Genomic DNA, 23,920 nt, shown 5'->3' on the forward strand with positions numbered 1-23,920 from the left:
GACCTGATTCGGCCCCTGCCTGATCACTCCTGCGCCAACGCCTCCCGCAACATGCGCGCCGTCGCCTCGAGTTCGTGCGGTCGCCGCGTCAACAGCTGGGCGGCGAAACGCAGCTTGTCCCCGGAGAAGCGCGGAACCACGTGCATGTGGTGATGGAAGACGGTCTGCATGGCGGCGCGGCCGTCGTTGACGAGCAGGTTCACCCCGTCGGCGCCGATGGCCGATCTGCGCTGCGCGGCAGCGATCTTGCGGCCTGCGGTGAACACGGCTTCCGCCGAGATCGGGTCGAGGTCGGCCAGACCGGAGGCGTGAGTGCGCGGCACGACCAGCGTGTGACCCCGCGCGAGCGGACGGATGTCCAGGAACGCCACGACGGTGTCGTTCTCGTAGACCCGTGACGCGGGGCACGTGCCGTCGACGATGTCGCAGAAGATGCAGTCGGTCACGGCTACAGCGTCCCGGGCCGCAGGACGGCGTCGACGAGCGCGGGTAGGCCCTCGGCTGCGGTGGTCCGCCAGCACACGTCGGCTACGTGCGAGATCTCGGTCTCGACCGGGTTGATCTCGAGAACGGACCCGCGGGCGTGCGACGGCAGGCTCGCGAACGGCTGCACGACGCCGGAGGTTCCGATCACGACGACCAGGTCGGCAGCCGACACGGCGGCACTGGCCGCGTTCCAGTCCTCCGAGGGGAGAGACTCCCCGAACCACACGACACCCGGGCGCATCTCCCCACCGCAGTGCGGACACGTCGGCGGCGTCATCCGGTCCGCGGACGGGTCGAAGGGCGCGAGCTCGAAGTCGGGATCACGCCGGCCGCAGGTGTACAGCGCGGATCGAACAGGTTGCCGTGCACGTGTGCGGCCACCGTCGTTCCCGCACGTTCGTGCAGATCGTCGACGTTCTGCGTCGCGACGGTGACGTCGACGGCCCGCTGCCATTCGGTGATCGCACGGTGCCCGGGGTTGGGCTGCGCCCGAGCCACGATGTCCATTCGCCACCGGTACCAGCCCCACACCAGGGCACTGTCGCGTTCCCAGCCGTCCGCGCTGGCGAGCTCTTCGTTGTCGAAGCGGGCCCACAGGCCGGTTCGAACGTCGCGAAACGTCGGAACTCCGGACTCCGCGGACATGCCTGCTCCGGTCAGGATTGCGACGCGCTGCGCGTCGCGAGCCAGTGCGACGGCGCCGCGTGACGCAGCGTGGGAAGTCATGCCTGGAGTGTGCCGTGCCACAGATCGGATCGCCGATTCTGTATGAGTTCGCTCACCATCTCCGGCCCGTGTCCCATCTGTCTGTGTCGTGGGTTACCTTGCCCATACGTCGTCAACGTCAACACCGGCGTGTTCCGTCGAGCGCTCGATCAGCACTCCGAGAACACCTCGCCGGTAACCGCACCATCAGAGAAAGACAAAGCATTTGGATACGCCGCAGAGCGTCGGCCCCCTCGTGGGGGTCGTTCGCGAATCGGGCGACGGTGAACGCCGCGTCGCGCTGGTTCCCAAGATCGTGTCGTCCCTGACCGGAAAAGGTGTCCGCGTCGTCGTCGAGTCGGGTGCGGGCCTCGGGGCTCTCATTCCCGACGAGCTGTACACCGCCGCGGGCGCGTCCATCGGCGACCCGTGGTCCGCCGACGTCGTCGTCAAGGTGGCGCCCCCCAGCGACTACGAGGTCGCGAAGCTGAAGTCGGGCTCGACGCTCATCGGGTTCCTGGCGCCGCGCAACGCGGACAACAAGATCGCCGCGCTGAAGTCCGCGGGCGTGCAGGCGTTCGCGGTCGAGGCCATCCCGCGCATCTCGCGCGCGCAGGTCATGGACGCGTTGTCCTCGCAGGCCAACGTCGCGGGCTACAAATCCGTGTTGCTCGCGGCGTCGGAGTCCACGCGCTTCTTCCCGATGCTCACCACCGCGGCCGGCACCGTGAAGCCTGCGCTGGTGCTCGTGCTGGGAGTCGGCGTCGCCGGTCTGCAGGCCCTGGCGACGGCCAAGCGTCTCGGCTCGCGCCCGACCGGATACGACGTACGTCCCGAGGTCGCCGACCAGGTTCGTTCGGTCGGCGCGCAGTGGCTCGATCTCGGCATCGACGCCGCCGGTGAGGGTGGGTACGCCCGTGAGCTCACCGACGACGAGCGCGCCCAGCAGCAGAAAGCGCTCGAAGACGCGATCAAGGGCTTCGACGTCGTCATCACCACCGCGCTCGTACCGGGACGGCCGGCACCGCGTCTGGTGACGGCGGCGGCCGTCGAGGGCATGAAGCCCGGCAGCGTGGTCGTCGACCTCGCCGGCGAAACGGGCGGAAACTGTGAGCTCACCGAGCCGGGCCGGACCGTCGTCAAGCACGACGTCACCATCTGCTCGCCGCTCAACCTCCCGGCCACGATGCCGGAGCACGCCAGCGAGCTGTACGCCAAGAACATCTCGGCTTTGCTCGAACTCATGCTGAAGGACGGTGCATTCTCGCCGGACTTCTCCGACGAGGTGATCGCGCAGTCCTGTGTGACACGTGAAAAGGAAGACGCCTGATGGATTACACAGGTCTGCTCGCCAACATCGGGATCCTGGTGCTGTCCGGCTTCGTCGGGTTCGCCGTGATCTCCAAGGTCCCCAACACGCTGCACACACCGCTGATGTCGGGCACCAATGCCATTCACGGCATCGTCGTGCTCGGTGCGCTCGTGGTGCTCGGCACCGTGGAGAACCCCAGCATTCTCATTCAGATCATCCTGTTCGTCGCCGTCGTGTTCGGCACGGTCAACGTCATCGGCGGCTTCGTCGTGACCGACCGCATGCTGGGCATGTTCAAGGGCAAGGCCCCCGAGAAGGTCTCGGCCGACACGAAGGGCGACGCCTGATGAACAACCTCGTCTCCGTGATGTACATCGTGGCGTTCGCCATGTTCATCTACGGCCTGATGGGCCTGACCGGCCCCAAGACCGCGGTTCGCGGCAACAAGATCGCCGCGGTCGGCATGGCGATCGCCGTGATCGCGACGCTCATCCACATCCGGGACACCTCGAACTGGATCATCATCGTCGCGGGTCTCGTCGTCGGTGTGGTGCTCGGTGTTCCGCCCGCACGTCGCACCAAGATGACGGCGATGCCGCAGCTCGTCGCGCTGTTCAACGGCGTGGGCGGCGGTACGGTCGCGCTGATCGCATGGTCGGAGTTCCTCGAGACCAGCGGCTTCTCGGACTTCCACGGCGAGACGGGCCCGACTGCGCCCGTCATCATCGGTTCGCTCTTCGCCGCCATCATCGGGTCGATCTCGTTCTGGGGCTCGCTCATCGCGTTCCTCAAGCTGCAGGAAACGCTGCCGGGACGCCCGATCACCGTCGGCAAGCTGCAGCAGCCGCTCAACGCACTTCTCCTCATCGCTGCCGTCGCGGCCGCGGTGATCATCGGGATCGGTGCGTCCGGCGGCGGTGTGTCGCAGCTGTGGATCCTCGTGGTTCTGGTTGCGGCCGGAATCCTCGGTCTGACGGTCGTGCTGCCCATCGGCGGTGCGGACATGCCCGTGGTGATCTCGCTGCTCAACGCCCTGACCGGACTGTCCGCGGCGGCCGCCGGCCTGGCGCTCGACAACACCGCCATGATCGTCGCCGGCATGATCGTCGGCGCGTCGGGAACCATCCTGACCAACCTCATGGCCAAGGCCATGAACCGGTCCATCCCGGCCATCGTCGCCGGTGGATTCGGCGGCGGCGCAGCGGTTGCCGGTGCCGGTGACGGTGTCGAGCGGACCGTGACGGCAACGTCCGCCGCGGACGCCGCGATTCAGATGGCGTACGCCAACCAGGTCATCGTCGTGCCGGGCTACGGCCTCGCGGTCGCGCAGGCACAGCACGCGGTCAAGGACATGGCCAAGCTGCTCGAGGCGAAGGGTGTCGAGGTCAAGTACGCCATTCACCCCGTCGCGGGCCGCATGCCGGGCCACATGAACGTCCTGCTCGCCGAGGCCGACGTCAGCTACGACGCGATGAAGGAAATGGACGACATCAACGACGAGTTCGGCCGCACCGACGTCACGTTGGTGATCGGCGCGAACGACGTCACCAACCCGGCAGCGCGCAACGACCCGAGCTCGCCGATCCACGGCATGCCGATCCTGAATGTGGATCAGTCCAAGTCGGTGATCGTGCTCAAGCGGTCGATGAACTCCGGTTTCGCCGGTATCGACAACCCGCTGTTCTTCGCGCAGGGAACGTCGATGCTGTTCGGCGACGCGAAGAAGTCCGTCAGTGAAGTGACCGAGGAGCTCAAGGCTCTGTAGGCGGCTTCGCCACCTGTGCGCGATTTCCGCCCCCAGAGGGGCGGAAATCGCGCACAGCGGGTGGACTATTGGCGGTCGGCACCCAGCGCCATGGCGGCCGTGCTGAGCGGGTTCTGCCGTTCGCGCTCGGCAGCGATGGGCGAGTGCGTCATGAGGATCGACGCAAGCGACCACCAGAGCCCCACCACCAGTAATGCGCCGACCACCGAAACGACGCCGGCCGCGGCCGTGGTCACCGCGGCACCGGACACGGCGAGAATCACCACGCTGCCGAGGCCCGCCACCGCCGGTCGCCACCGCGCCGCACTCACGATCGACGCAGCCGCAACCACCGACGCCACCGCGATCACCGGCCCGTTGGCCACCGCGGACGGGAGAACGGCCTCGCCGATCCAGGTGCGCATGCCGGCGCCCATCAGGTTGGCGCCCAGGGTCGTGATCAGGACCGCCGCAATTCCGTAGTGCAGCTTGCGGACCACCGCGATCACGGACAACGCCGTCACGGCGAGCAGAATCGACGTCACCTCGAGCGACCCGAGCAGTGCAGCCGCGGGTCGGTACAGCGGAGCGAGGTACGTGCGGCCCGGTGGGTAGTCGACGCCCGCGGCGGGCAGCACTGCGTACAGCGCGATCAGCGCGGCGGCGGTGACGGCCGATGCCGTCCACCACCGTCGCCGGGTTCCTCGGTACTGGAGTCGAATTCGCTCCGTGGTCGTGGTGCTCACGGAGACGAATTCTCTCTCATGACTCTGGCAAAATCCTTAGACGCTGGAGCGAGCGGGCAGCGGCCCGGGCCGGGTACAGTTGTTCCCGGCAGGACCGAACGGACCCGCCGCTTACGCGATCTCGAAAACAAGCCTTCCCGGCTGTCGACATAGTCCATCCGAAATTTGGATAGTCCTCACCGTACGGAAGCAATGACATGATCTCTTTCACGACGGCAGTCGCCTTCGCTCTGGCCTCGCTTGCGCTCATCGCAGTTCCGGGACCCAGCGTGCTGTTCACCGTCAGTCGCTCGATCTCCTATGGACGTCGCGGCGGTCTACTGAATGTCCTCGGCAACGGATTGGGGCAAATACCGCTGGTCGTCGCGGTCACAGCCGGAGTAGGAGCGCTCGTGGCGAGTTCTGTTGCGGCACTGACTGTCATCAAGATCCTGGGTGCCGCGTACCTCGCATACCTCGGCGTCCAGACCATTCGCCATCGCAACCGACCGAGTGCGGTGGCCGACACGCGCGCAAGGACGCTGTCGAGAAAGCGGCTTCTGCTTCAGGGCTTCACAGTGGGAGTGACCAACCCGAAATCGATTGTCTTCCTCGTCGCGATCCTTCCCCAATTCGTGGATCCATCACGCGAGGATGTGCCAGTTCAGCTTGTCGCGCTCGGCATGATATTCGTGCTCGTCGCGCTTGCGCTCGACTCGATCTGGGCGCTCGTCGCAGGGGGAGCCAGGGACTGGTTCGCTACCTCTCCGAAGCGACTGTCGAGTATGGAGGGCATCGGCGGCGGACTCATGATCGGCCTGGGAGCGGTGCTGCTGCTCTCCGGAGAAAAACCTTGACGGAGGTGCTATCGCGCCAGAACGGTGTCCACCGCAGCCAGGATGCGGTCGGCGTCGGGGAGGTAGTGCTTCTCCAACCGCGCGGGTGGGTAGGGCGTGTGGAAGCCGCCGACCCGTTCGACCGGAGCTTCCAGGCTGAGGAAGCACTCGTGTGACACGTGCGCGGCGATCTCGGCCCCGATCCCGACGAAGGTCGACGCTTCCTGAACCGTCACCAGACCCCCGGTCTTGCGGACCGACGCGTCGATGGTCGCGTAGTCGATGGGCGAGAGTGACCGCAGATCGATGACCTCGACGCTGTGGCCCTCGCTCGCCGCGATCTCCGCGGCCTGCAGAGCGGTCCGCACGCGGGAGCCGTAGGCGACGATCGTGACGTCAGTCCCCTGACGGACCACTCGTGCGGAGTCCAGCGGCAGCGGGTCGGACATGTCGATCTCGCCCTTGTCCCAGTAGCGGCTCTTCGGTTCGAAGAACACGACCGGATCGTCCGACGCGATGGACTGCTGGATCATCCAGTACGCATCGGTCGGCGTGCTCGGAACCACGACGCGCAGCCCGGCCGTGTGTGCGAAGTACGCTTCGGGCGACTCCGAATGATGTTCCACTGCACCGATTCCGCCTCCGAACGGGATGCGGATGGTCAGCGGCGCCGTGGCAAGACCGTCGGTGCGGTAGCGAATCTTGGCCACCTGCGAGACGATCTGGTCGAACGCGGGGTAGACGAATCCGTCGAACTGAATTTCGCAGACCGGCCGCATTCCCCGCAGGGCCATCCCGAAAGCCGTTCCGATGATGCCGGATTCGGCGAGCGGCATGTCGAGGACGCGGGTGTTGCCGAAGTCCTTCTGCAGCTCGTCGGTCACGCGGAACACTCCGCCCAGCTTGCCGATGTCGAGTCCCATCAACAGGACCTTGGCGTCGTCGTCCAGGGCTGCGCGCAGACCGGCGTTGATCGCCTTTCCCAGTGTGGTGGTCGTGCTCATGACAGGGCCTCCGTGTAGGCGTCGAAGTTCTGCTTCTGGGTCTCGACCAGTGAGTGCGGGTCGGCGTAGACGTGGTCGAACAGCGAGGCGGGGGTCGGATCGACCGAGGTGATCGTGGCTGCGCGGAGGCGGGTGGCCACGTCGTCGGCCCGCTCGCGAACGCGCTCCTCGAATTTGCTGTCCCACAGATCTTCTCGACGGAGCAGCTGCTCGACGCGGGAGATCGGGTCGCGGACCTTCCATGCGTCGCGTTCTGCGCTGTCGCGGTAGCGGGTCGGGTCGTCGGAGGTGGTGTGCGGGCCCATGCGGTAGGTCATCGCTTCGACGAACGTCGGGCCACCACCTTCGCGGGCGCGCTTGGCGGCCATGCGGGTGACGGCGAGAACCGCGAGCACGTCGTTGCCGTCCACGCGCAGTGCCGGCATCCCGAAACCTGCTGCGCGCGAGGCCAAGGGGAGAGGGCTCTGCACGCTGACCGGCTCGCTGATGGCCCAGTGGTTGTTCTGGCAGAAGAACACGACGCCTGCGCCGAAGGCGACGGAGAAGGACAGCGCCTCCGAGATGTCGCCCTGACTCGTCGCGCCGTCGCCGAAGTAGGCGATGGTGGCGAGCTCGTCGCCCTCGAGGTGGGCGGCCATGGCGTATCCGGTGGCGTGCAGGCCCTGCGAGCCGACGATGATGGCCGGGTTGGTGATGCCGTACGTCTTCGGGTCCCACCCGGCGTGTGCGACACCGCGCCACAACTTCGTGAGGTCCTCCGGCGGCACTCCGCGGCAGTAGGCGACGGCGTGTTCGCGGTAGCTGGTGAATGCGAAATCGGTCGGTTCGAGTGCGCGTGCGGAACCGACCTGCGCGGCCTCCTGGCCGAGCATCGGAGCCCAGAGGCCGAGTTCGCCCTGGCGCTGCAAGGCGGTGGCCTCGGAGTCGATGCGGCGGCTGACGACGAGATCCTCGTACAGCGCGCGAACGGCGTCGGGGCCGACATCGGCGACCAATGCGGCGAACTCGGGATTGTGGACGCGTCGACCGTCCGGCTGAACCAACTGCACGGGATGAGCGATGTGGTCTCGCATTGCACTGCCTCCGGTCTCAGGATTGTGTCCTGCTTCACAGGATCCTCGTCTGAGCGAGATGCGCAAGTGCTGGTCAACAATATGCGCAGAAGGCACGTCTGACAATAAATGCTTTGATCAGTGATGAGCGTCCTGCTCACTTCGGTTGGTCGCGGCGACGGCTGGGCATACTCGAAACATGGCCGCACCACTCTGGATCTTCGCCGACCAACTCGGTCCCCACGTGCACTCGACACCCGAACACGTGGACCGCGAGGTGGTGATGGTCGAGTCCGCCGGCGCCCTCCGTCGCCGCCCGGCGCACAGGCAGAAAGCGCACCTGCTCCTGTCGGGCATGCGCCATCTCGCCGCCGAGCTCGGCGACCGGGCGACCTACATCAAGGCCGACACGTACCGAGAGGCCATCGAGTCCCTCGGACGCCCCGTCGTCGTGCACGAGCCGACGTCCCGCGCCGCGGAAGCCCTGGTGCGACGGATGCAGGACGACGGACTCGTCGAGAAGATCCTCCCGATTCCCACGTTCGCGCTTTCTCGCGCCGATTTCGCGGACTGGGCGGGCAAGAAGAAGAAGTTCATCATGGAGAACTTCTACCGAGATCAGCGTCGGCGATTCGACATCCTGATGGACGGTGAACTGCCGACCGCAGGTGCGTGGAACCTCGACGTGGAGAACCGGGAAAAGCCTCCCAAAGGGCAACGCACACTCGATGTTCCGGAGCCGTGGTGGCCCGAGGAGGACAGCATCGACAACGAGGTTAGACGCGACCTCGACGCGATGGACATCACGTGGCTCGGTGAGGACGGCCCACGACTGTTCGCGGTCACCGCGGACGAGGCGCAGCAGGCATTGACGACGTTCGTCGCCGATCGACTCGACACGTTCGGGCCTTACGAGGATGCGGTCATGGCCGACGACTGGACCATGTCGCATTCGTTGCTGTCCGTCCCGCTCAACATGGGGCTGCTGCACCCGCTCGACGCCGTCCACGCTGCCGAGCAGGCCTATCGGGACGGCAATGCGCCGCTGGCGAGCGTCGAGGGTTTCGTTCGTCAGATCATCGGATGGCGCGAGTACGTGTGGCACCTCTACTGGCACTTGGGGGAGGAGTACGCGAACCGCAACGAGATGGACGCGCACACCCCGCTGCCGTCGTGGTTCGCCGATCTCGACGCGGACGCCGTCACCGCGGCCTGCCTGTCCGACGCGTTGCGTGGGGTCCGCGACCGGGGGTGGGTGCACCACATTCCGCGGCTGATGATTCTGGGAAACCATGCGCTGCAACAGGGTTACGACCCCCGCGAGCTCACGGACTGGTACACCGCCAACTTCGTCGACGGGTTCACGTGGGTCATGCCGGTCAACGTCGTGGGGATGAGCCAGCACGCGGACGGCGGGGTGATCGCCAGCAAGCCCTACAGTTCCGGCGGCGCCTACATCGACAAGATGACGAACCACTGCAAGGGGTGCGAGTTCGACCCCAAGAAGAGGCTCGGCGACGACGCGTGCCCGTTCACCGCGGGGTACTGGGCGTTCACTCACCGCCATCGAGAACGCTTGGGCTCCAACCCTCGTACTTCTCGGGCAGTGAGTTCGATGAACCGACTCAAAGACCTCGACGCCGTGCTCGAGCAGGAGCGACACCGAGACAGTTTCTAGATCGTCGGCGCCGACTCCGACGCGTCGCCGAGCTACGTCTAGCATCGGAGAGATGCGGGTCACAGGCACAGTCGCCATTGTCACGGGAGGCGGCGCCGGTATCGGCGCAGCCATTGCACGAGCGCTCGCAGCCGGGGGTGCGTCCGTCGTCGTCGCGGACCTCGCCGAGGACTCCGCGGTCGCGGTGGCGGACTCGATCGGCGCCTCCGCTGTCGGAATGGGCGGCGACGTGTCCGACCCGGCCGTGATCGACGCACTGATCGCGCGCGCGGAGAAGGAATTCGGCCCGGTGGATCTGTACGTGGCCAACGCCGGCACGGCCGCGGGCATGGGTGTCGACACACCGGACGATCTGTGGGACGTCGCACTGAACGTCAACGTGCTGGCTCATGTCCGGGCCGCGCGTGCGCTCGTCCCCGGATGGCTCGAGCGCGGAAGTGGCTACTTCCTGTCGACGGCGTCTGCGGCCGGCTTGCTGACCCAGATCGGTTCGGCCACCTACTCGGTGTCCAAGCACGCCGCGGTCGGGTTCGCGGAATGGATGTCGGTTACCTACGGCGACAGGGGAATTGCCGTCAGTTGCCTGTGTCCGATGGGCGTCAACACCGCATTGCTCAATTCGGGATTCGAGACGGATCAGCCGGGCGCATCCGTGGCGGCGAGTGCTGTCACCCAAGCGGGCGCCGTACTGGAACCGGACGACGTCGCCCGCGTGGTCATGGAGGCGATCGAGGACGAGCGTTTCCTGATCCTGCCCCATCCCGAAGTGCTGGAGATGTACCGCCGCAAGGGATCCGATTACGGCAGATGGATCGGCGGCATGCGCAAGTACCGGCGCGCCCTCGAATCCGGCCAGTCCAACTAGAGGAGACACCACCATGGATTTCGCTTACTCCGACCGCTGCCTCGACTTTCGTGAACGGCTTCTCGCGTTCATGGACGAGCACATCTATCCGGCGGAAGCGGTGTACGCGAAGCAGATGGCGGAGTCCGGCGACCCGCACTTCGACCCGCCCATCATGGAGGAGCTCAAGGCCGAAGCGAAGTCGCGCGGCCTGTGGAACCTCTTCCACCCCGACCCCGAGTACGGCGCGGGCCTGACCAACGCCGACTATGCGCCGCTTGCCGAAATCATGGGCCGCAGCGCCATTCTCGCGCCCGAGGCGTGCAACTGCTCGGCGCCGGACACCGGCAACATGGAGGTGTTCACTCGGTTCGGCACGGACGAGCACAAGGAGAAGTGGCTCAAACCCCTTCTCGACGGCACCATCCGGTCAGCCTTCGCGATGACCGAACCTGCCGTGGCGAGCTCCGACGCCACCAACATCCAGATGACGATGGAAGCCGACGGCGAGGACTTCGTACTGAACGGCCGAAAGTGGTGGACCTCCAACGCATTGCACCCCAACTGCAAGGTGCTCATCGTCATGGGCAAGACCGATCCCAGCGCGTCGACGTACGCCCAGCAGTCGATGATGGTCGTTCCCATCGATGCGCCCGGTGTCACGGTGGTGCGGGGCCTGCCGGTGTTCGGGTACCAGGACCGCGAGGGCCACGCCGAGGTGCTGTTCGAGAACGTTCGCGTTCCGGGCAAGGACGTTCTGGCGGGCGTCGGTGCAGGATTCATGATCGGTCAGGCACGCCTCGGCCCAGGACGCATCCATCACTGCATGCGCGCCATCGGCATGGCCGAGCGGGCGCTGGAGCTGATGTGCGAGCGCGCGTCGTCGCGCGTTGCCTTCGGTAAACCTGTTGCGGCACAGTCGAACATTCAGGACTGGATTGCCGAGTCTCGCATCGACATCGAGATGGCACGCCTGCTCACCCTCAAGGCCGCATGGCTGATGGACACCGTCGGCAACAAGGAAGCGCGAGTCGAGATCGCGGCCATCAAGGTGGCCGCCCCGAACATGGCGCTGCGCATCGTCGACCGTGCCATCCAGGTCCATGGGGGCGGCGGAGTGTCCGACGACTTCCCCCTCGCCAGCATGTACGCACACCTGCGCACCTTGCGACTTGCCGACGGTCCGGACGAGGTGCACAAGCGGACCATCGCACGGGTCGAGCTCGCGCCGTATCGCCAGGACGCGAAATGACAGCAGTCGGCATCGACGAAGATGCTGTCGGGACCTGGATCTCCGATCTCGGCATCGGAGCAGGTCCTCCGATCTCGTTCGAGCGCATCGGAAACGGGCAGTCGAACCTGACCTACGCGGTGAAGGACGCGACCGGGGGCCGCTGGGTTCTGCGTAGACCCCCGCTCGGGCACCTCTTGGCGTCCGCGCACGACGTGGTGCGCGAACACCGAATCCTGTCCGCCCTTCAGGGGACCAGTGTTCCCGTGCCCAAGATGGTTGCGGTGACCGAAGATTCGACGGTCACCGACGCACCTCTGGTCTTGATGAGTTACGTCGACGGCATCGTCGTCGACGACGTCTCGGTGGCGGAGGGGCTCACGCAGGAGCGTCGGCGCGCCATCGGTCTCGCCATGCCCACCACCCTCGGCACCGTCCACGGCGTCGACCTCGAGAGCGTGGGTCTCCTCGATCTCGCCAGCCACAAGCCCTACGCGGCGCGCCAACTCAAGCGGTGGTCCGCGCAGTGGGAGCAATCGAAGACCCGCGACGTCGACGACATCTCGCGCCTGGCAACGGCGTTGGCGGAGTGCGCGCCGGAGCAGTCCGAGTTGACCCTGGTCCACGGGGACTTCCACCTGAGCAACGTCATCACCTCCGCCGACGACGGGTCGATCAAGGCGGTCGTGGACTGGGAACTGTGCACGCTCGGCGATCCACTCGCCGACGTCGGTGCCCTGCTCGCCTACTGGCCGGAGAAGACCGACCCGTCCGGTGGGCCGTTCATGATGTCCACGCTCCCGGGTTTCCCGACCCGTGCGGAACTGGTCGAGACCTATGCACAGTCGACGGGGCGCGACGTCTCCACCGTCGGATACTGGCACACCCTGGCGCTGTGGAAGCTGTCCATCATTGCCGAAGGGGTCATGCGCCGCGCTCTCGACGACGAGCGCAACCGTGGACGCGACGGTGGTCCGACGGCGACGCTCATCGACGGCATCATCGCCCGTGCCGTCAGGACGGCAGAGGAGTCGGGGATTCTGTGAGACGCGCTGCGGCCGAGCGAATCTGCTCGGGAATCTCGACCGGCTTGCGGGTGGTGGCGTCGACGTAGACGTGCACGAACCGGCCGGTTGCGGCGGGTTCGAGCTGGTCACCGTTCTCGCGGAACACCGCCAGCGCGTAGACGATCGATTTGCTGCCGAGCTTGGTGACCGAGATGCCCACGTGGAGCTTGTCGGGAAAACTCAACTCGCGCAAGTAGTTACAGGACGTCTCGGCCACGATGCCGATGGCGGGCAGGGTGCGAATGTCGACCCCGGCCGCGTCCATCAGCCACGCGTTCACCGCCGTGTCGAAAAACGAATAGTAGGTGACGTTGTTGACGTGGCCGTAGTGGTCGTTGTCCGCCCATCGGGTGGGAACCGGCCACAGCACCGGGTAGTCGGACGCGATGACGGGCTCGACCTCTCTCATGCCTTCGACAATAACGTGGCCCGCACGACGAGCCCCATCACGAGTGCCCAGAACGCCGGGCCGATTCCGGCGATGGAGACTCCCGACGCGGCGACGACGAACGTGACCACTGCGGCGATGCGGCCGCGATCGTCGGACAGCGATGCCGCCAGCGAGGACGCGAGCACTCCGAGAAGGGCAAGGCCCGCAACCGTTTCGACGATTCCTGCCGGTGCGGCCGCGACCAGAGTCACCAGCGCGGCAGAGGCGAGAGCGAGAACGAGGTACGCGACACCGGCGGAGAATGCTGCGGTCCACCGTTTTTTCGGATCGGGGTGCGCGTCGGGACCGGCGGACAGCGCGGCGCTGATCGCGGCGAGGTTGACGGCGTGCACACCGGCCGGCGCCGTGATCACGGTTCCGAGCCCGGTGAGGGTCATCGAGGCGCGCCACGGAACGGTGTAACCGAAGGACGCCATGACAGCGGTGCCGGGGATGTTCTGCGCCGCCATCGTCACGATGTAGAGCGGGAGCGCGATGCCGACCATCGCCTGCCACGTCCAGTGTGGCGTCGTCAGGCTCACGGCCGGGACGAGCGTGGACGTGTCGAGAGCGGATTTCCCGGCGACGACGCTGATGCCGATCACGATGGCGGCAGTGCCGAACGCCGCAGGAACGGCCCAGCGCGGCGCAAGACGTGACAGAGCGAGCCACACGACGACCACCGGTGCGACCGCGAGGGGATTCACCGAGAAGGCCTTCACCGGCTCGATGCACAGCGGGAGGATCACCCCCGCCAGCATCGCCTGAGCCAACGACACCGGAATGGAGGCGATGAGGTCACCGAGCCTGGACCATACGCCGGTGAGCACGATGGCCGCACCGGTCACCACGAATGCGCCGACCGCCGCCGCCCACCCGCCCTCGACGGCGCCGGTCCCGGCCAGCAGTGCTGCTCCCGGAGTCGACCACGCCAACGTGATCGGCATGCGAAAGCGGTAGGCGAGGAACATGATTCCCAACGCCATGACCAGGGTCACGACGAACAGCCCGGAGGCCGCTTCGGCCGGGCTGGCACCGACCGCGCGAAGCCCGGTCAAGACGACGGCGAAGGAGTTGGTGAAACCGACGAGCGCCGTGACGATTCCGGCGTTGATCGGTTGACTGAGGCTCACGACGGACAGTCTGGCTCAGGTGTCGCCGTCGAACACACTCGTGGTGAAGCAGAACGCTCGTTTTTCACCGACTCACTCGACGTATGCCGTGGCCAGAACCGTCATGTAGTGGTAGTCGATCTGCCCCGCATCGGAATCGGCAACCGCAGCACGTACGGCGCGGAGAAGCGGCTCGCGTGTGTCCGCAGGCAGCGCGATGTGGTTCGAGAACGTGCCGAGCAGGCCCGCGAAGCTGTCGGGGTCGTAGTGGGCGGTCCAGTCGTACGTCGTCACGGTCCACGGCGAGAAGCCCTCTGCTCGTTCCAGTTGCTGCTCGAACTTCGCGTGGAGTTCGATCTCCACGCGTCGGTCCAGATCGGGTGCGTATCGGGCGTACACGTCGTTGACCGCAGCCCACACGGGACCGTCGATGTCTCGCAGGCGGTTGCCGAACACGCAGAGCTTCCCGCCCGGTCGCAGTGCTCGGGCGGCAACGGCAGCGCCGCGAACGGGGTCGACCCAGTGCCAACTCTGGGCGGCCGACACGACGTCGAACGTGCTCTCCGGCACGATGCAGTTCTCGAAGGTCGAGGTCTGCACCTCGACATCGCCTCCTGCGCAGCGAGATCTGATGAGTGCGGACATCTGCGGATCGGGCTCCACGGCGAGCACCGATGCTCCGGCCCGAACCAGAGCAGCGGTCGACTTGCCGGTGCCGGCGCCCGCCTCGAGAACACGGGTGCCCTCGGCAACGATGTCGGAGATCAGATCGTCGGGATAGCTCGGCCGCCAGCGGTCGTATTCGTCGGCGACCCGACCGAAACTGAGTGCGCGTTCGTTCGACATCCGTCGACGGTACAACTTCGGCCGAAAGTGGCCCCGATGACGTATTCTGCCATTGGACCGGACCAGTCCTTACCTGCTCGAAAGGCCTCTGACCGTGGTGATGCCCGTACACCTTCGAGACACCGCCGTCCCGAAGCACGAACAGCTGCGCGCGATTCTGTTGCACCGGTGCACCAAGGAGCTGCAAGCGGGTGACCTGATGCCCAGCGAGCGAAAGCTGATGGAGGACTACGGGGTCAGCCGCATCACCGTGCGTGAGGCCATCGGTCAGCTCGTCAACGAAGGTCACCTCGTCCGAGTCCGCGGCAAAGGCACGTTCGTGGCCAGTCGGCCGGTCCAGTCGAGGCTGCACCTTGCGTCGTTCTCGGAGGAGATGCGCAATCAGGGCCTGACGCCGACGACGGTGGTGCTGTTCGCTCGACTCGAGGACCCGTCGGCTGCGACGACGCGCGCATTGCGACTTCGCAACGGAGAGAAGGCTTATCACATCAAGCGGTTGCGTCTCGCGGACGGCGAACCGGTCAGTGTCGACGACGGGTGGTACAGCGCGACGGCGCTACCCGGTCTGATCGATCTGGATCTGAGCGCATCGGTGTACCAGTCGATCGCAACGCAGTACGGACTCACGATCGACCGCGCGGAGCAGACCGTGAGCGCGACGGCCGCGGACAACGACACGGCGACCCTTCTCGGCACCAAACGTGGTGCGCCGGTGCTGTATTTCGACCGAGTGTCCTTCTGCGGCGACGAACCCCTCGAACACACCGAGAGCTGGTACCGGTGTGATCGGTACCAGCTTTCGATGGAAGTGCAAGGGCAGCGGCGGAACTCGGCGCGCTAGGTGTTTTTCCCGGGCAGGTCGAAAAGCGGATCACCCGGTTCGACGTCCGAGTCGACGGACGGGACGGCAATGGAATCGGGCTTGGAATCCATCACGACGACGGGGCAGACGTCGGAGTATCCCGCCGCGGCGATGGCGGCCGGATCGTAGGACACCACGATGTCCCCGGCTTCTACGCGATCACCCTCTGCGGCAACAAGTTCGAATCCTTCGCCCTTCATCTGCACGGTGTCGATCCCGATGTGAACCAGGACACCCGCTTTGTCCGGCGTGAACACGACGAATGCATGGGGATGCAGTTTCAGGATCCTTCCCGCCACGGGGGAGCGGACCTCGATGCGTCCGTCCGCGGGTGCCGGTGCGATCGCGACGCCGGCTCCGACCATCTGACCGGCGAACACCGGATCCGGGACGTCGGCGAGCGCGATCACGTGGCCCCGGATGGGGGTGAGAACGCTCGTGGTCCCGGAGGATCGGAGGTCGGCCGGATTCGCTCGGGAAGACCGGAGGTCGGCCGGTTTCACAGAATGTCCTCGATGTCCTCGGCGAGGGTGTCGGCTTCCGGTCCGACGATCACCTGCACCGCTGCGCCCTTCTGAAACACACCGTGCGCGCCGGCCTTCTTGAGGGCTGACTCGTCGACCAGTGATCCGTCCTTCACCTCGGTGCGCAACCGGGTGATGCAGGCTTCGATTTCGACGATGTTCTCGGCGCCGCCGAGTCCGGCGACGATGGCTTCGGCTTTGGACATCGATTCTCCTTGGTTGTCGTCCGGGTCACATCACGAGGTTGACATCACGGCTGGACCTGGTCAAACTCTAACTGGTTATGACCGGACAGTACCCCCTGGCTCTGCGGTCCACAACACCGGAAGGAATCACCATGGCAGTGGAAACAACCTCGACGGAGGACGGCAAGAAAGAGTCCAGGTCGCTGGCCAATCTGCAGCGCTTCGGTCGCAGTCTGATGCTCCCCATCGCTGTCCTGCCGGCCGCAGGCATCCTGCTGCGCCTCGGCCAGGACGACCTGCTCGGACGCTTCGATCCGCTGAAAACCGCGGCCACCGTGATCTCGGCGGCCGGGCAGTCCGTGTTCACCTGGCTGCCGCTCATCTTCGCGGTCGGAATCGCCATCGGCTGGGCGAAGAAGTCCGACGGGTCCACCGCTCTGGCTGCTGTGGTCGGCTACATGGTGATGGACGGAGTCTTCAAGGCGATGTCGCCGGTTGTGCTGGCCGGCAAGACCGATGCCAAGGGTGCTCAGGCGATGATCGACTTCGGTGTTCTCTCGGGCATCGTGATCGGCCTGCTGTCGGCGATTCTCTGGCAACGCTTCTACCGCCAGAAGCTTCCGGACTACCTCGGGTTCTTCAGCGGGCGCCGCCTGGTTCCGATCCTCACCGCTGTGACGGGACTCGTTGTCGCGGTACTGATGTCGTTCATCTACCCCCTCTTCTACAGTGCCCTGAACTGGGTCGGTAACACCGTCGCCGAACACAGCGTCGTCGGCAGCGGCATCTATGGATTCGCCAACCGCATGCTCATTCCCGCCGGCCTGCACCACATTCTGAACTCCGTCGTGTGGTTCCTCGTCGGTGACTACCAGGATGCAAGCGGTCAGATCGTGCGCGGCGATCTGAACCGATTCTTCGCAGGCGACCCGACCGCGGGTGTCTTCATGACCGGCTTCTTCCCGATCCTGATGTTCGCGCTCCCGGCGGCGGCGTTCGCGATCTACCGCAACGCGAAGCCGTCACAGAAGAAATTGGTGGGCGGAATCATGTTGTCGACCGGCCTCACTGCGTTCGTCACCGGTATCACCGAGCCTCTCGAGTACTCGTTCATGTTCATCGCCTGGCCGCTGTACATCATTCACGCGTTCCTCACGGGAACGTCGATGGCGCTGTGCAATGCACTAGGCATTCACGACGGCTTCACCTTCTCCGCGGGAGGCATCGACTACCTGCTCAACTACGGAATCGCCACGAAGGCATGGATGCTGATCCCCATCGGCCTCGTCTACGCGCTGATCTACTACTTCCTGTTCAGCTTCGTCATCAAGAAGTGGAACCTGCGCACCCCCGGCCGCGAGGACGACGTGGTCCCGGACGCCGCAGAAGTCAAGTGACAGAACAGTTCCTGCGTGGGAGGGTCGTCACACCGGGCGGCGTCGTCGACGACGGCGTGGTCACCGCTGATGACGGCGTGATCACCGCCGTGCGCCACGCGGTGCCGTCCGACCCTGCTGTACCGTCCGATCGTGCGGCGCAACCGGACTCGACGATTCTGCCCGGTTTGGTCGACGTGCACTGTCACGGCGGCGGCGGTTCGAGCTTCCCCGATTCGGACTCGGTGATGGAAGCTGTGCTCCACCATCGCCGGCAGGGCACCACGACGATGCTGGCGTCATTGGTATCGGCTCCGGCCGAGCGTCTTCTCGATCGAACCGAGCTGCTGGCCGGTCTGTACGAGGCCGGCGAGATCGCCGGCGTCCATCTGGAGGGACCGTTCATCTCGGCCGCCTGCTGTGGCGCACAGGATCCGGCTTCCATCGTCGACGGAGACCCGGGCTTGCTGAAGGAACTGATCGACGCCGGCCGAGGATCGATCAGGTCCATGACGGTGGCACCCGAGACCGCACGGTTCGACGAGTTGGTGGAGGTGATGCTCGGTGCCGGTGTGGTCGTCAGCCTCGGGCACACCGACGGCGACGCGGCTCTCGTGCGTCGTGCCTTCGAGTCCATCGACGGCCGTACCAGTGCGACGCACCTGTTCAACGGGATGCCGCAGTTCCATCATCGAGCGCCGGGGCCTGCGGGAGCATGCCTGGCCGCGGCCGGCGCAGGCAGAACCGTCCTCGAATTGATCGGCGACGGTGTACATCTCGCGGACGAGACGGTGCGCACCGTGTTCGATCTGGTCGGACCCGACCGCATCGCGTTCGTGAGCGACGCGATGGCCGCGGCCGGGATGGCCGACGGCCGATACCGGTTGGGTGCGCTGGATGTGCAGGTGACGGACGGGACGGCGCGCCTTGCGGAAGGCTCGCACGCCATCGCGGGCGGGACGTCGAACGTTCTCGCGATCGTGCGGAGAGCTGTGGTCCACGCGGGCATCGGACTCCGGGATGCGGTTCAGGCCGGATCCCGCACTCCCGCCGCACTGTTGGGTATCGACGACGTCGGCCGCATCGAAGTCGGTGCGCGCGCCGACCTCGTCGTGACCGATGCCGATCTACGACCGGTGCGCGTGATGCGCGGCGGTGATTGGGTGACGGGAGTTCGCTGATGGAAATCGTGATTCTGCCCAGTGCCTCCGAGGTGAACTCGGTGGTCGCCGACGTCGTCGAACGGGCGGTGCGGTCCGGGCCCTGTGTTCTCGGGCTCGCCACCGGTTCGAGTCCGGTCGGGTGCTACCGCGAACTGGCACGACGACACCGCGAGGAAGGCCTGTCCTTCACCGGCGCGCGTGCATTCCTGCTCGACGAGTACGTCGGGCTACCCAAGGAACGAGAACAGTCGTACTTCTCGTTCATCAGGACGGAATTCGTCGACCATGTCGATCTCGATCCCGCCGTTGTCGCGAGTCCCGACGGCGAGGCGTCGGACATCGCCGCGGAGGCCCGTCGGTACGACCGCGCCATCGCCGAGGCCGGGGGCGTCGACGTGCAGTTGCTCGGCATCGGCACGGACGGGCACATCGGGTTCAACGAACCGGGTTCGTCGTTGCAGTCGCGCACCAGGGTCAAGACGCTCACCGAGCAGACCCGAACCGACAACGCGCGCTTCTTCGACACACCCGACGACGTGCCGCACCACGTGTTGACGCAGGGTCTCGGCACCATTTCCGAGGCGCGACACCTCGTACTGATCGCCACCGGCGAGTCGAAAGCAGATGCTGTCGCCGCGGCGGTGGAGGGTCCGCTGTCGGCCTTCTGCCCGGCCTCGGTGATCCAGTGGCACCAGCACGTCAGCGTCGTACTCGACGACGCCGCGGCGTCGCGGCTCGCACTCGCGGACTACTACCGGTATGCGTTTGCGAACAAGCCGGCGTGGCAATCTCTGTAGCCATGACCGCTATCGAGATCGTCGAAGGGGACATCACCACTCTCGACGTCGACGCCATCGTGAACGCAGCGAACTCCGAGCTGCTCGGTGGCGGCGGCGTCGACGGTGCCATCCACCGCGCCGGAGGACCGGAGATTCTGGCCGAGTGCCGCAAACTGCGGACGTCGACCTACCCGAACGGGTTGCCGGCCGGGCAGGCCGTGTCGACGACGGCGGGAAACATGCCGTCTCGCTGGGTGATTCACACCGTCGGACCGGTGTACTCGGAATCGGAGGACAGATCGGAGACCCTGCGTTCCGCGTACATCGCGTCGCTGGCCGCCGCCGACATTCTGGGCGCCCATCACGTGGCGTTCCCTCTCATCTCGGCCGGCGTCTACGGATGGCCGAAGAAGGACGCCGTCGACCAGGCCATCACCGCGATCGGGTCGGCCGTCACCCACGTCACCACGGTGACCATGGTGGCCTTCGACAGCGAGGTTGCCGAGCTGCTGCGTGTGCGGCTGGCGGAGAGCGCGTGATCGGTCGGGACGACGTCGTTCAGGCTGCCGACCGTGTCCACGGCTTCGTGCGCAGAACGCCCTCGATCGAGGTGTCGCCGAATCTCGTTCTCAAGTGCGAATACTTGCAGCACACCGGCTCGTTCAAAGCGCGCGGCGCCTTCAATCGTGTTCTGACGGCGCACGATCGGGGTGAGCTGGACCCGGCCGTCGGCGTGGTGGCCGCGTCGGGAGGCAACGCCGGTCTGGCGAACGCCTACGCGGCGAGAACCGTGGGTGTCCCGTGCACCGTGTTCGTCCCGGAGACCGCCCCGGCCACCAAGGTCGAACGATTGCACGCGTACGGCGCGATCGTGCATCAGGTCGGGTCGGAGTTCGCCGAGGCATTCGACGCCGCAACGACTTTCGCGACGCGAACCGGCGCCGTGATGTGTCATCCCTACGACCAGATCGAGGTGGCGGCCGGCGCCGGCACGATCGCCGAGGAAATCCTCGCCGACGATCCCGACGTCGACACGATCGTCCTGTCCGTCGGGGGCGGCGGCCTCTACGCCGGTGTCGCGGCGTCGGCCACCGGTCGCGCCCGGATCGTCGCGGTCGAACCGCGGACCGTTCCGACGTTGCACTCGGCTCTCGCCGCGCGAACCCCGGTTGACGTGCCCGTGTCGGGGATCGCCGCGGACTCGCTCGGTGCTCGTCGCGTCGGAGCGTTGGCTTTCGAGATCGCGACGGCCACGCCGCCGGTCAGCGTTCTCGTCGACGATGCCGATATCGTCGACGCCCGCAATCACCTGTGGAGCGAATTCCGGATCGCCGCGGAACACGGTGCGGCCACCGCGCTGGCGGGACTGCTGTCGGGGGCCTACGTGCCGAGCGACGGTGAACGGGTGGCCGTGATCGTGTGCGGCGCCAACACCGACGTGACCACCGTCGGACGCCAAAAAGCCTAGGCCCGGGAGAACTCCGACGCACGCGCGATCTGCTCGTCGGTCGGCCGCACTCCGGTGTAGAGCGCGAATTGCTCTGCCGCCTGCAACGCGATCACCTGCGCACCCGTCACCACAGGTTTGCCCGCAGCACGGGCAGCCACGATCAACGGTGTTTCCGACGGCATCGCCACCACGTCGAACACGGCCCGTGCCTTGCTGATCTGCTCGGAAGTGAAGGGCGACGCGTCGGCGTCCGGCCCTCCCGCCATGCCGACTGGTGTCACGTTCACCAGCAGGTCGGCTCCCACCGGCTCCGGAACCCATCGGTAGCCGTACTGCTCTGCGAGCGCCGGACCGGCGGTGGTGTTGCGCGCAACGAGGGTGCCGTCGACGAGTCCGCTGTCCCGAAGCGCCGCCACGACCGCCTTCGCCATCCCGCCGCTGCCGGTGACGGCGACGGACCAGTCCGTCCCGTAGCCCGCTCCCGCAACAAGATCGGCCACCGCCTGGTAGTCGGTGTTGTAGGCGTGCAACTCTCCGCCCTCGTTGACGATCGTGTTGACCGACTCGATGGCCGACGCCGAATCGTGCATGACGTCCACGAACTCGATGCACGCCTCCTTGAACGGCATCGAGACTCCGCACCCTCGAATTCCGAGTGCCCGGATGCCCCCGATCGCCGAGGCGAGGTCGGTGGTCGTGAAGGCCTTGTAGACGAAGTTCAGATCGAGCTCGTCGTACAGGTAGTTGTGGAATCGCGTCCCGATGTTGCTCGGACGTCCGGACAACGACATGCAGAGCTGGGTGTCGCGGTTCAACATGCGTGTCATGACCGCACAGACTAGCCGCATCCTTGGGCGACATCGGTGAGCGTCTCGCGGTCGGCAGCGGTGATCGGAAGGCCGTACTGGGCGGCGACGGTGAGATAGCGGCCTGCGTAGAAGCAGTGGTACGCCTCGTTCGGCGGCATCCAGTCGGACGGCGTCTTGTCGCTCTTGGACTGGTTCTCTTCGCCGTCGACGGCTATCAACTCGTAGGTCACGTCGTTCGCGAACTGGATGCGTCGCTCGATCGGCCACAGCGACGCGCCCATGTCCCAGGCCGCGGACAGCGGGTAGACGTGATCGATCTGTATCTCGCCCGCGTTCTGCTTGGTGAACGCGATCGTGGTGCCCGTGTACGGATCGGCCAAAGAACCCGCGACGACCACGCAATTGTTGGTGCCCGGCTTGAACTCGACGTTCGTCAAGGCGACCTGCAGGACGTTGTCCCGTGTTCCGCACCCGTCGTGCCCACCGGGTCCGTCGTAGTCGTCGGTCCACGCCGGGCCGAACACGCAGCCGTCGCCGACCTTGCAGCTGCGCTCGTACCCGGGGACGTCGGGACGGGATGGGGCGGTCGCAACACCGGCGAGCAACGTCTCCAGCTGCGCCCGAGTGGGACTTCCCGGAGCCGGGGCGGCCGCGGTGAACCCGGGAACCGAGTCGCAGCCCGTGACGACGGCGAACAACGAGACGACGCCGGCGGCGAGGACGAGGAGCAGTCGGCGTCGGGTCACCCGTGCAGTGTGCCCGGCCGCACCGACAGAGTGCCGACGGTTATCCACAGCCGAGTTCGATGACCACTTTCCCGGTCGCGTGACCTGCCTCGACGGCGGCGAGGGCCTCACCCGCACGGTCGAGCGGGAACCGAAGACCGACCCGAGGATCGAGATCGCCCGATTCGACGAGACGAGCGAGAGCAGCGAAGGCCTCGCCGGTACGTCGCCGCGTCACTCCCGCGCCGCCGAGCGCCGACGCGGTCGACGGGTCCGCGACGCTGATCAACCGGCCACCCGGAGCGAGAGTGCTCGCCACCGAGCGCAGCGTGTCGCCGCCGACCAGGTCGAGGATCGCGTCGACTCGTTCGGACGGAACGGTGCCGCGGTCGAGCCAGGTTGCGCCGAGACCGCGGACCACGTCGGCTTTCGATTTGCTTGCGATGCCCAGCACCCGCGCAGCTCGGCCCTGTGCGATTTGGAGCGCAGCGGTGCCCACACCCCCGCCGGCCCCGATCACGACCAGAGTGGTGTCGGCCCCGACACTCATCTGATCCATCGCGTCGTACGCGGTCCCGGCCGCAACGGGGAGTGTCGAGGCGTCGGCGAAGGACACGCCGTCCGGCTTGTGCGCGGCCGACTCGGCGTCGACGAGCGTGAATTCGGCGTACCCGCCCTGCGCGGCCCCGAACACGGCGTCGCCCGGCGTGAACCCGCTGACGCCCTCTCCGGCGGCGACGACGGTTCCGGCCACCTCCCGGCCCAGAACCGCGGGAAAGGTCACCGGCACGGTTGCTGTGCGCAGCCCGGATCGGACCTTCCAGTCGGCCGGATCCACGCCCGCCGCGCGCACCTCGACCAGCAGCTGACCGGGGCCTGGCTGCGGAGTGGGGAGATCGAGCAGAACCTGCGTCTCGGGGCCGCCGTAAGCGGTGAAGCAGTACGCCAAGGGCACGGCGGCCATCCTGCCAGGTG

26 protein-coding genes and 1 pseudogene are annotated in these 23,920 nt (G+C 66.4%); 14 read left to right on the plus strand and 13 right to left on the minus strand.

Features of this window, described 5'->3' with window-relative positions:
• Positions 1-23: 23 nt before the first annotated feature.
• Positions 24-446: an HIT family protein gene (locus AC59JP_RS22485; protein ID WP_497328065.1), complete on the minus strand. Its 423-nt coding sequence runs from the start codon at positions 444-446 to the stop codon at positions 24-26.
• A 2-nt stretch (positions 447-448) separates the two neighbouring features.
• Positions 449-1,212, minus strand: a pseudogene (locus tag AC59JP_RS22490) (SIR2 family NAD-dependent protein deacylase).
• A gap of 205 nt (positions 1,213-1,417) precedes the next feature.
• Here AC59JP_RS22490 and AC59JP_RS22495 point away from each other — a divergent pair.
• Genes AC59JP_RS22495 through AC59JP_RS22505 form a run of 3 tightly spaced genes read left to right on the plus strand, consistent with a single transcriptional unit; the run spans position 1,418 to position 4,268 of the window.
• Complete coding sequence (locus AC59JP_RS22495; RefSeq protein ID WP_497328066.1) at positions 1,418-2,521, plus strand: Re/Si-specific NAD(P)(+) transhydrogenase subunit alpha; 1,104 nt, start codon at positions 1,418-1,420, stop codon at positions 2,519-2,521.
• The gene (locus AC59JP_RS22500; protein ID WP_497328067.1) at positions 2,521-2,850 is read left to right on the plus strand and encodes an NAD(P) transhydrogenase subunit alpha part 2; all 330 of its coding nucleotides are present in this window, start codon (positions 2,521-2,523) and stop codon (positions 2,848-2,850) included. Before AC59JP_RS22495 ends, AC59JP_RS22500 begins: the two co-directional genes overlap by 1 nt.
• Complete coding sequence (locus tag AC59JP_RS22505) at positions 2,850-4,268, plus strand: NAD(P)(+) transhydrogenase (Re/Si-specific) subunit beta (RefSeq protein ID WP_497328068.1); 1,419 nt, start codon at positions 2,850-2,852, stop codon at positions 4,266-4,268. The genes AC59JP_RS22500 and AC59JP_RS22505 overlap by 1 nt, the downstream gene beginning before the upstream one ends.
• 65 nt (positions 4,269-4,333) lie before the next feature.
• On the opposite strand, the gene AC59JP_RS22510 is transcribed toward AC59JP_RS22505, so the two are convergent.
• A complete protein-coding gene (locus tag AC59JP_RS22510; RefSeq protein WP_497328069.1) occupies positions 4,334-4,993 on the minus strand; it encodes a hypothetical protein in 660 nt (219 codons plus the stop codon).
• Between the two features lie 197 nt (positions 4,994-5,190).
• Between AC59JP_RS22510 and AC59JP_RS22515 the strand changes: the two genes are divergently transcribed.
• A complete protein-coding gene (locus AC59JP_RS22515) occupies positions 5,191-5,829 on the plus strand; it encodes a LysE family translocator (RefSeq protein WP_497328070.1) in 639 nt (212 codons plus the stop codon).
• A gap of 8 nt (positions 5,830-5,837) precedes the next feature.
• Here the strand turns inward: AC59JP_RS22515 and AC59JP_RS22520 are convergent, their stop codons facing one another.
• Both AC59JP_RS22520 and pdhA read right to left on the minus strand, forming a co-directional pair.
• A complete protein-coding gene (locus tag AC59JP_RS22520) occupies positions 5,838-6,812 on the minus strand; it encodes an alpha-ketoacid dehydrogenase subunit beta (protein ID WP_497328071.1) in 975 nt (324 codons plus the stop codon).
• The gene (pdhA, locus tag AC59JP_RS22525; RefSeq protein WP_497328072.1) at positions 6,809-7,885 is read right to left on the minus strand and encodes a pyruvate dehydrogenase (acetyl-transferring) E1 component subunit alpha; all 1,077 of its coding nucleotides are present in this window, start codon (positions 7,883-7,885) and stop codon (positions 6,809-6,811) included. Before pdhA ends, AC59JP_RS22520 begins: the two co-directional genes overlap by 4 nt.
• A gap of 178 nt (positions 7,886-8,063) precedes the next feature.
• Here pdhA and AC59JP_RS22530 point away from each other — a divergent pair, with 178 nt between their 5' ends.
• The 4 genes from AC59JP_RS22530 to AC59JP_RS22545 are packed head-to-tail and all read left to right on the plus strand — an operon-like array spanning position 8,064 to position 12,663.
• On the plus strand, positions 8,064-9,542 hold the full coding sequence (locus AC59JP_RS22530; RefSeq protein ID WP_497328073.1) for a cryptochrome/photolyase family protein: 1,479 nt from the start codon (positions 8,064-8,066) through the stop codon (positions 9,540-9,542).
• 52 nt (positions 9,543-9,594) lie between these two features.
• Positions 9,595-10,407, plus strand: a complete 813-nt coding sequence (locus AC59JP_RS22535) for an SDR family oxidoreductase (protein ID WP_497328074.1) — start codon at positions 9,595-9,597, stop codon at positions 10,405-10,407.
• Between the two features lie 13 nt (positions 10,408-10,420).
• Entirely contained in the window at positions 10,421-11,638 is a 1,218-nt protein-coding gene (locus AC59JP_RS22540) for an acyl-CoA dehydrogenase family protein (protein ID WP_497328075.1), read from the plus strand.
• Positions 11,635-12,663, plus strand: coding sequence for a phosphotransferase family protein (locus tag AC59JP_RS22545; protein ID WP_497328076.1), 1,029 nt, complete (start codon positions 11,635-11,637; stop codon positions 12,661-12,663). Before AC59JP_RS22540 ends, AC59JP_RS22545 begins: the two co-directional genes overlap by 4 nt.
• Here the strand turns inward: AC59JP_RS22545 and AC59JP_RS22550 are convergent.
• The 3 genes from AC59JP_RS22550 to AC59JP_RS22560 form a co-directional block, all read right to left on the minus strand.
• Positions 12,632-13,093 (minus strand): acyl-CoA thioesterase, encoded by a 462-nt coding sequence (locus tag AC59JP_RS22550; protein WP_497328077.1) that lies wholly within the window; start codon positions 13,091-13,093, stop codon positions 12,632-12,634. The genes AC59JP_RS22545 and AC59JP_RS22550 overlap by 32 nt on opposite strands.
• Positions 13,090-14,247, minus strand: coding sequence for a benzoate/H(+) symporter BenE family transporter (locus AC59JP_RS22555; protein ID WP_497328078.1), 1,158 nt, complete (start codon positions 14,245-14,247; stop codon positions 13,090-13,092). The genes AC59JP_RS22550 and AC59JP_RS22555 overlap by 4 nt, the downstream gene beginning before the upstream one ends.
• Before the next feature lie 72 nt (positions 14,248-14,319).
• Positions 14,320-15,072, minus strand: a complete 753-nt coding sequence (locus tag AC59JP_RS22560) for a class I SAM-dependent methyltransferase (protein WP_497328079.1) — start codon at positions 15,070-15,072, stop codon at positions 14,320-14,322.
• Between the two features lie 97 nt (positions 15,073-15,169).
• Here AC59JP_RS22560 and AC59JP_RS22565 point away from each other — a divergent pair, with 97 nt between their 5' ends.
• Positions 15,170-15,913 (plus strand): GntR family transcriptional regulator, encoded by a 744-nt coding sequence (locus AC59JP_RS22565; protein WP_497328175.1) that lies wholly within the window; start codon positions 15,170-15,172, stop codon positions 15,911-15,913.
• Here AC59JP_RS22565 and AC59JP_RS22570 read toward each other — a convergent pair.
• Positions 15,910-16,437 (minus strand): PTS sugar transporter subunit IIA, encoded by a 528-nt coding sequence (locus AC59JP_RS22570; protein WP_497328080.1) that lies wholly within the window; start codon positions 16,435-16,437, stop codon positions 15,910-15,912. The genes AC59JP_RS22565 and AC59JP_RS22570 overlap by 4 nt on opposite strands.
• Complete coding sequence (locus tag AC59JP_RS22575; RefSeq protein ID WP_497328081.1) at positions 16,434-16,664, minus strand: PTS sugar transporter subunit IIB; 231 nt, start codon at positions 16,662-16,664, stop codon at positions 16,434-16,436. The genes AC59JP_RS22570 and AC59JP_RS22575 overlap by 4 nt, the downstream gene beginning before the upstream one ends.
• A 131-nt stretch (positions 16,665-16,795) precedes the next feature.
• On the opposite strand from AC59JP_RS22575, the gene AC59JP_RS22580 reads away from it, so the two are divergent.
• Genes AC59JP_RS22580 through AC59JP_RS22600 form a run of 5 tightly spaced genes read left to right on the plus strand, consistent with a single transcriptional unit; the run spans position 16,796 to position 21,429 of the window.
• Complete coding sequence (locus AC59JP_RS22580; protein WP_497328082.1) at positions 16,796-18,040, plus strand: PTS transporter subunit EIIC; 1,245 nt, start codon at positions 16,796-16,798, stop codon at positions 18,038-18,040.
• Entirely contained in the window at positions 18,037-19,200 is a 1,164-nt protein-coding gene (locus AC59JP_RS22585; RefSeq protein ID WP_497328083.1) for an N-acetylglucosamine-6-phosphate deacetylase, read from the plus strand. The genes AC59JP_RS22580 and AC59JP_RS22585 overlap by 4 nt, the downstream gene beginning before the upstream one ends.
• A complete protein-coding gene (gene nagB / locus AC59JP_RS22590) occupies positions 19,200-19,979 on the plus strand; it encodes a glucosamine-6-phosphate deaminase (protein ID WP_497328084.1) in 780 nt (259 codons plus the stop codon). Before AC59JP_RS22585 ends, nagB begins: the two co-directional genes overlap by 1 nt.
• A 2-nt stretch (positions 19,980-19,981) precedes the next feature.
• A complete protein-coding gene (locus AC59JP_RS22595) occupies positions 19,982-20,500 on the plus strand; it encodes an O-acetyl-ADP-ribose deacetylase (protein WP_497328085.1) in 519 nt (172 codons plus the stop codon).
• Positions 20,497-21,429 (plus strand): threonine/serine dehydratase, encoded by a 933-nt coding sequence (locus AC59JP_RS22600; RefSeq protein WP_497328086.1) that lies wholly within the window; start codon positions 20,497-20,499, stop codon positions 21,427-21,429. Before AC59JP_RS22595 ends, AC59JP_RS22600 begins: the two co-directional genes overlap by 4 nt.
• Here the strand turns inward: AC59JP_RS22600 and AC59JP_RS22605 are convergent.
• From AC59JP_RS22605 to AC59JP_RS22615, 3 genes are read right to left on the minus strand one after another with little or no spacing between them, the layout of a single operon-like run.
• Positions 21,426-22,238, minus strand: coding sequence for a shikimate 5-dehydrogenase (locus AC59JP_RS22605; RefSeq protein WP_497328087.1), 813 nt, complete (start codon positions 22,236-22,238; stop codon positions 21,426-21,428). The genes AC59JP_RS22600 and AC59JP_RS22605 overlap by 4 nt on opposite strands.
• 11 nt (positions 22,239-22,249) lie before the next feature.
• A complete protein-coding gene (locus AC59JP_RS22610) occupies positions 22,250-22,966 on the minus strand; it encodes an HNH endonuclease family protein (RefSeq protein ID WP_497328088.1) in 717 nt (238 codons plus the stop codon).
• A 40-nt stretch (positions 22,967-23,006) separates the two neighbouring features.
• Complete coding sequence (locus AC59JP_RS22615; protein WP_497328089.1) at positions 23,007-23,909, minus strand: NADP-dependent oxidoreductase; 903 nt, start codon at positions 23,907-23,909, stop codon at positions 23,007-23,009.
• Positions 23,910-23,920: the final 11 nt, after the last annotated feature.

It is taken from the genome of Rhodococcus sp. 320_ES (genome assembly GCF_059691855.1).

Excerpts from the sequence above, each read along its gene's own strand:
- AC59JP_RS22500 (WP_497328067.1), top strand. The coding sequence starts at position 2,521 with ATGGATTACACAGGTCTGCTCGCCAACATCGGGATCCTGGTGCTGTCC.
- AC59JP_RS22505 (WP_497328068.1), top strand. The coding sequence starts at position 2,850 with ATGAACAACCTCGTCTCCGTGATGTACATCGTGGCGTTCGCCATGTTC.
- AC59JP_RS22515 (WP_497328070.1), top strand. The coding sequence starts at position 5,191 with ATGATCTCTTTCACGACGGCAGTCGCCTTCGCTCTGGCCTCGCTTGCG.
- AC59JP_RS22520 (WP_497328071.1), bottom strand. The coding sequence starts at position 6,812 with ATGAGCACGACCACCACACTGGGAAAGGCGATCAACGCCGGTCTGCGC.
- pdhA (WP_497328072.1), bottom strand. The coding sequence starts at position 7,885 with ATGCGAGACCACATCGCTCATCCCGTGCAGTTGGTTCAGCCGGACGGT.
- AC59JP_RS22530 (WP_497328073.1), top strand. The coding sequence starts at position 8,064 with ATGGCCGCACCACTCTGGATCTTCGCCGACCAACTCGGTCCCCACGTG.
- AC59JP_RS22535 (WP_497328074.1), top strand. The coding sequence starts at position 9,595 with ATGCGGGTCACAGGCACAGTCGCCATTGTCACGGGAGGCGGCGCCGGT.
- AC59JP_RS22540 (WP_497328075.1), top strand. The coding sequence starts at position 10,421 with ATGGATTTCGCTTACTCCGACCGCTGCCTCGACTTTCGTGAACGGCTT.
- AC59JP_RS22545 (WP_497328076.1), top strand. The coding sequence starts at position 11,635 with ATGACAGCAGTCGGCATCGACGAAGATGCTGTCGGGACCTGGATCTCC.
- AC59JP_RS22550 (WP_497328077.1), bottom strand. The coding sequence starts at position 13,093 with ATGAGAGAGGTCGAGCCCGTCATCGCGTCCGACTACCCGGTGCTGTGG.
- AC59JP_RS22560 (WP_497328079.1), bottom strand. The coding sequence starts at position 15,072 with ATGTCGAACGAACGCGCACTCAGTTTCGGTCGGGTCGCCGACGAATAC.
- AC59JP_RS22575 (WP_497328081.1), bottom strand. The coding sequence starts at position 16,664 with ATGTCCAAAGCCGAAGCCATCGTCGCCGGACTCGGCGGCGCCGAGAAC.
- AC59JP_RS22580 (WP_497328082.1), top strand. The coding sequence starts at position 16,796 with ATGGCAGTGGAAACAACCTCGACGGAGGACGGCAAGAAAGAGTCCAGG.
- nagB (WP_497328084.1), top strand. The coding sequence starts at position 19,200 with ATGGAAATCGTGATTCTGCCCAGTGCCTCCGAGGTGAACTCGGTGGTC.
- AC59JP_RS22595 (WP_497328085.1), top strand. The coding sequence starts at position 19,982 with ATGACCGCTATCGAGATCGTCGAAGGGGACATCACCACTCTCGACGTC.
- AC59JP_RS22605 (WP_497328087.1), bottom strand. The coding sequence starts at position 22,238 with ATGACACGCATGTTGAACCGCGACACCCAGCTCTGCATGTCGTTGTCC.
- AC59JP_RS22615 (WP_497328089.1), bottom strand. The coding sequence starts at position 23,909 with ATGGCCGCCGTGCCCTTGGCGTACTGCTTCACCGCTTACGGCGGCCCC.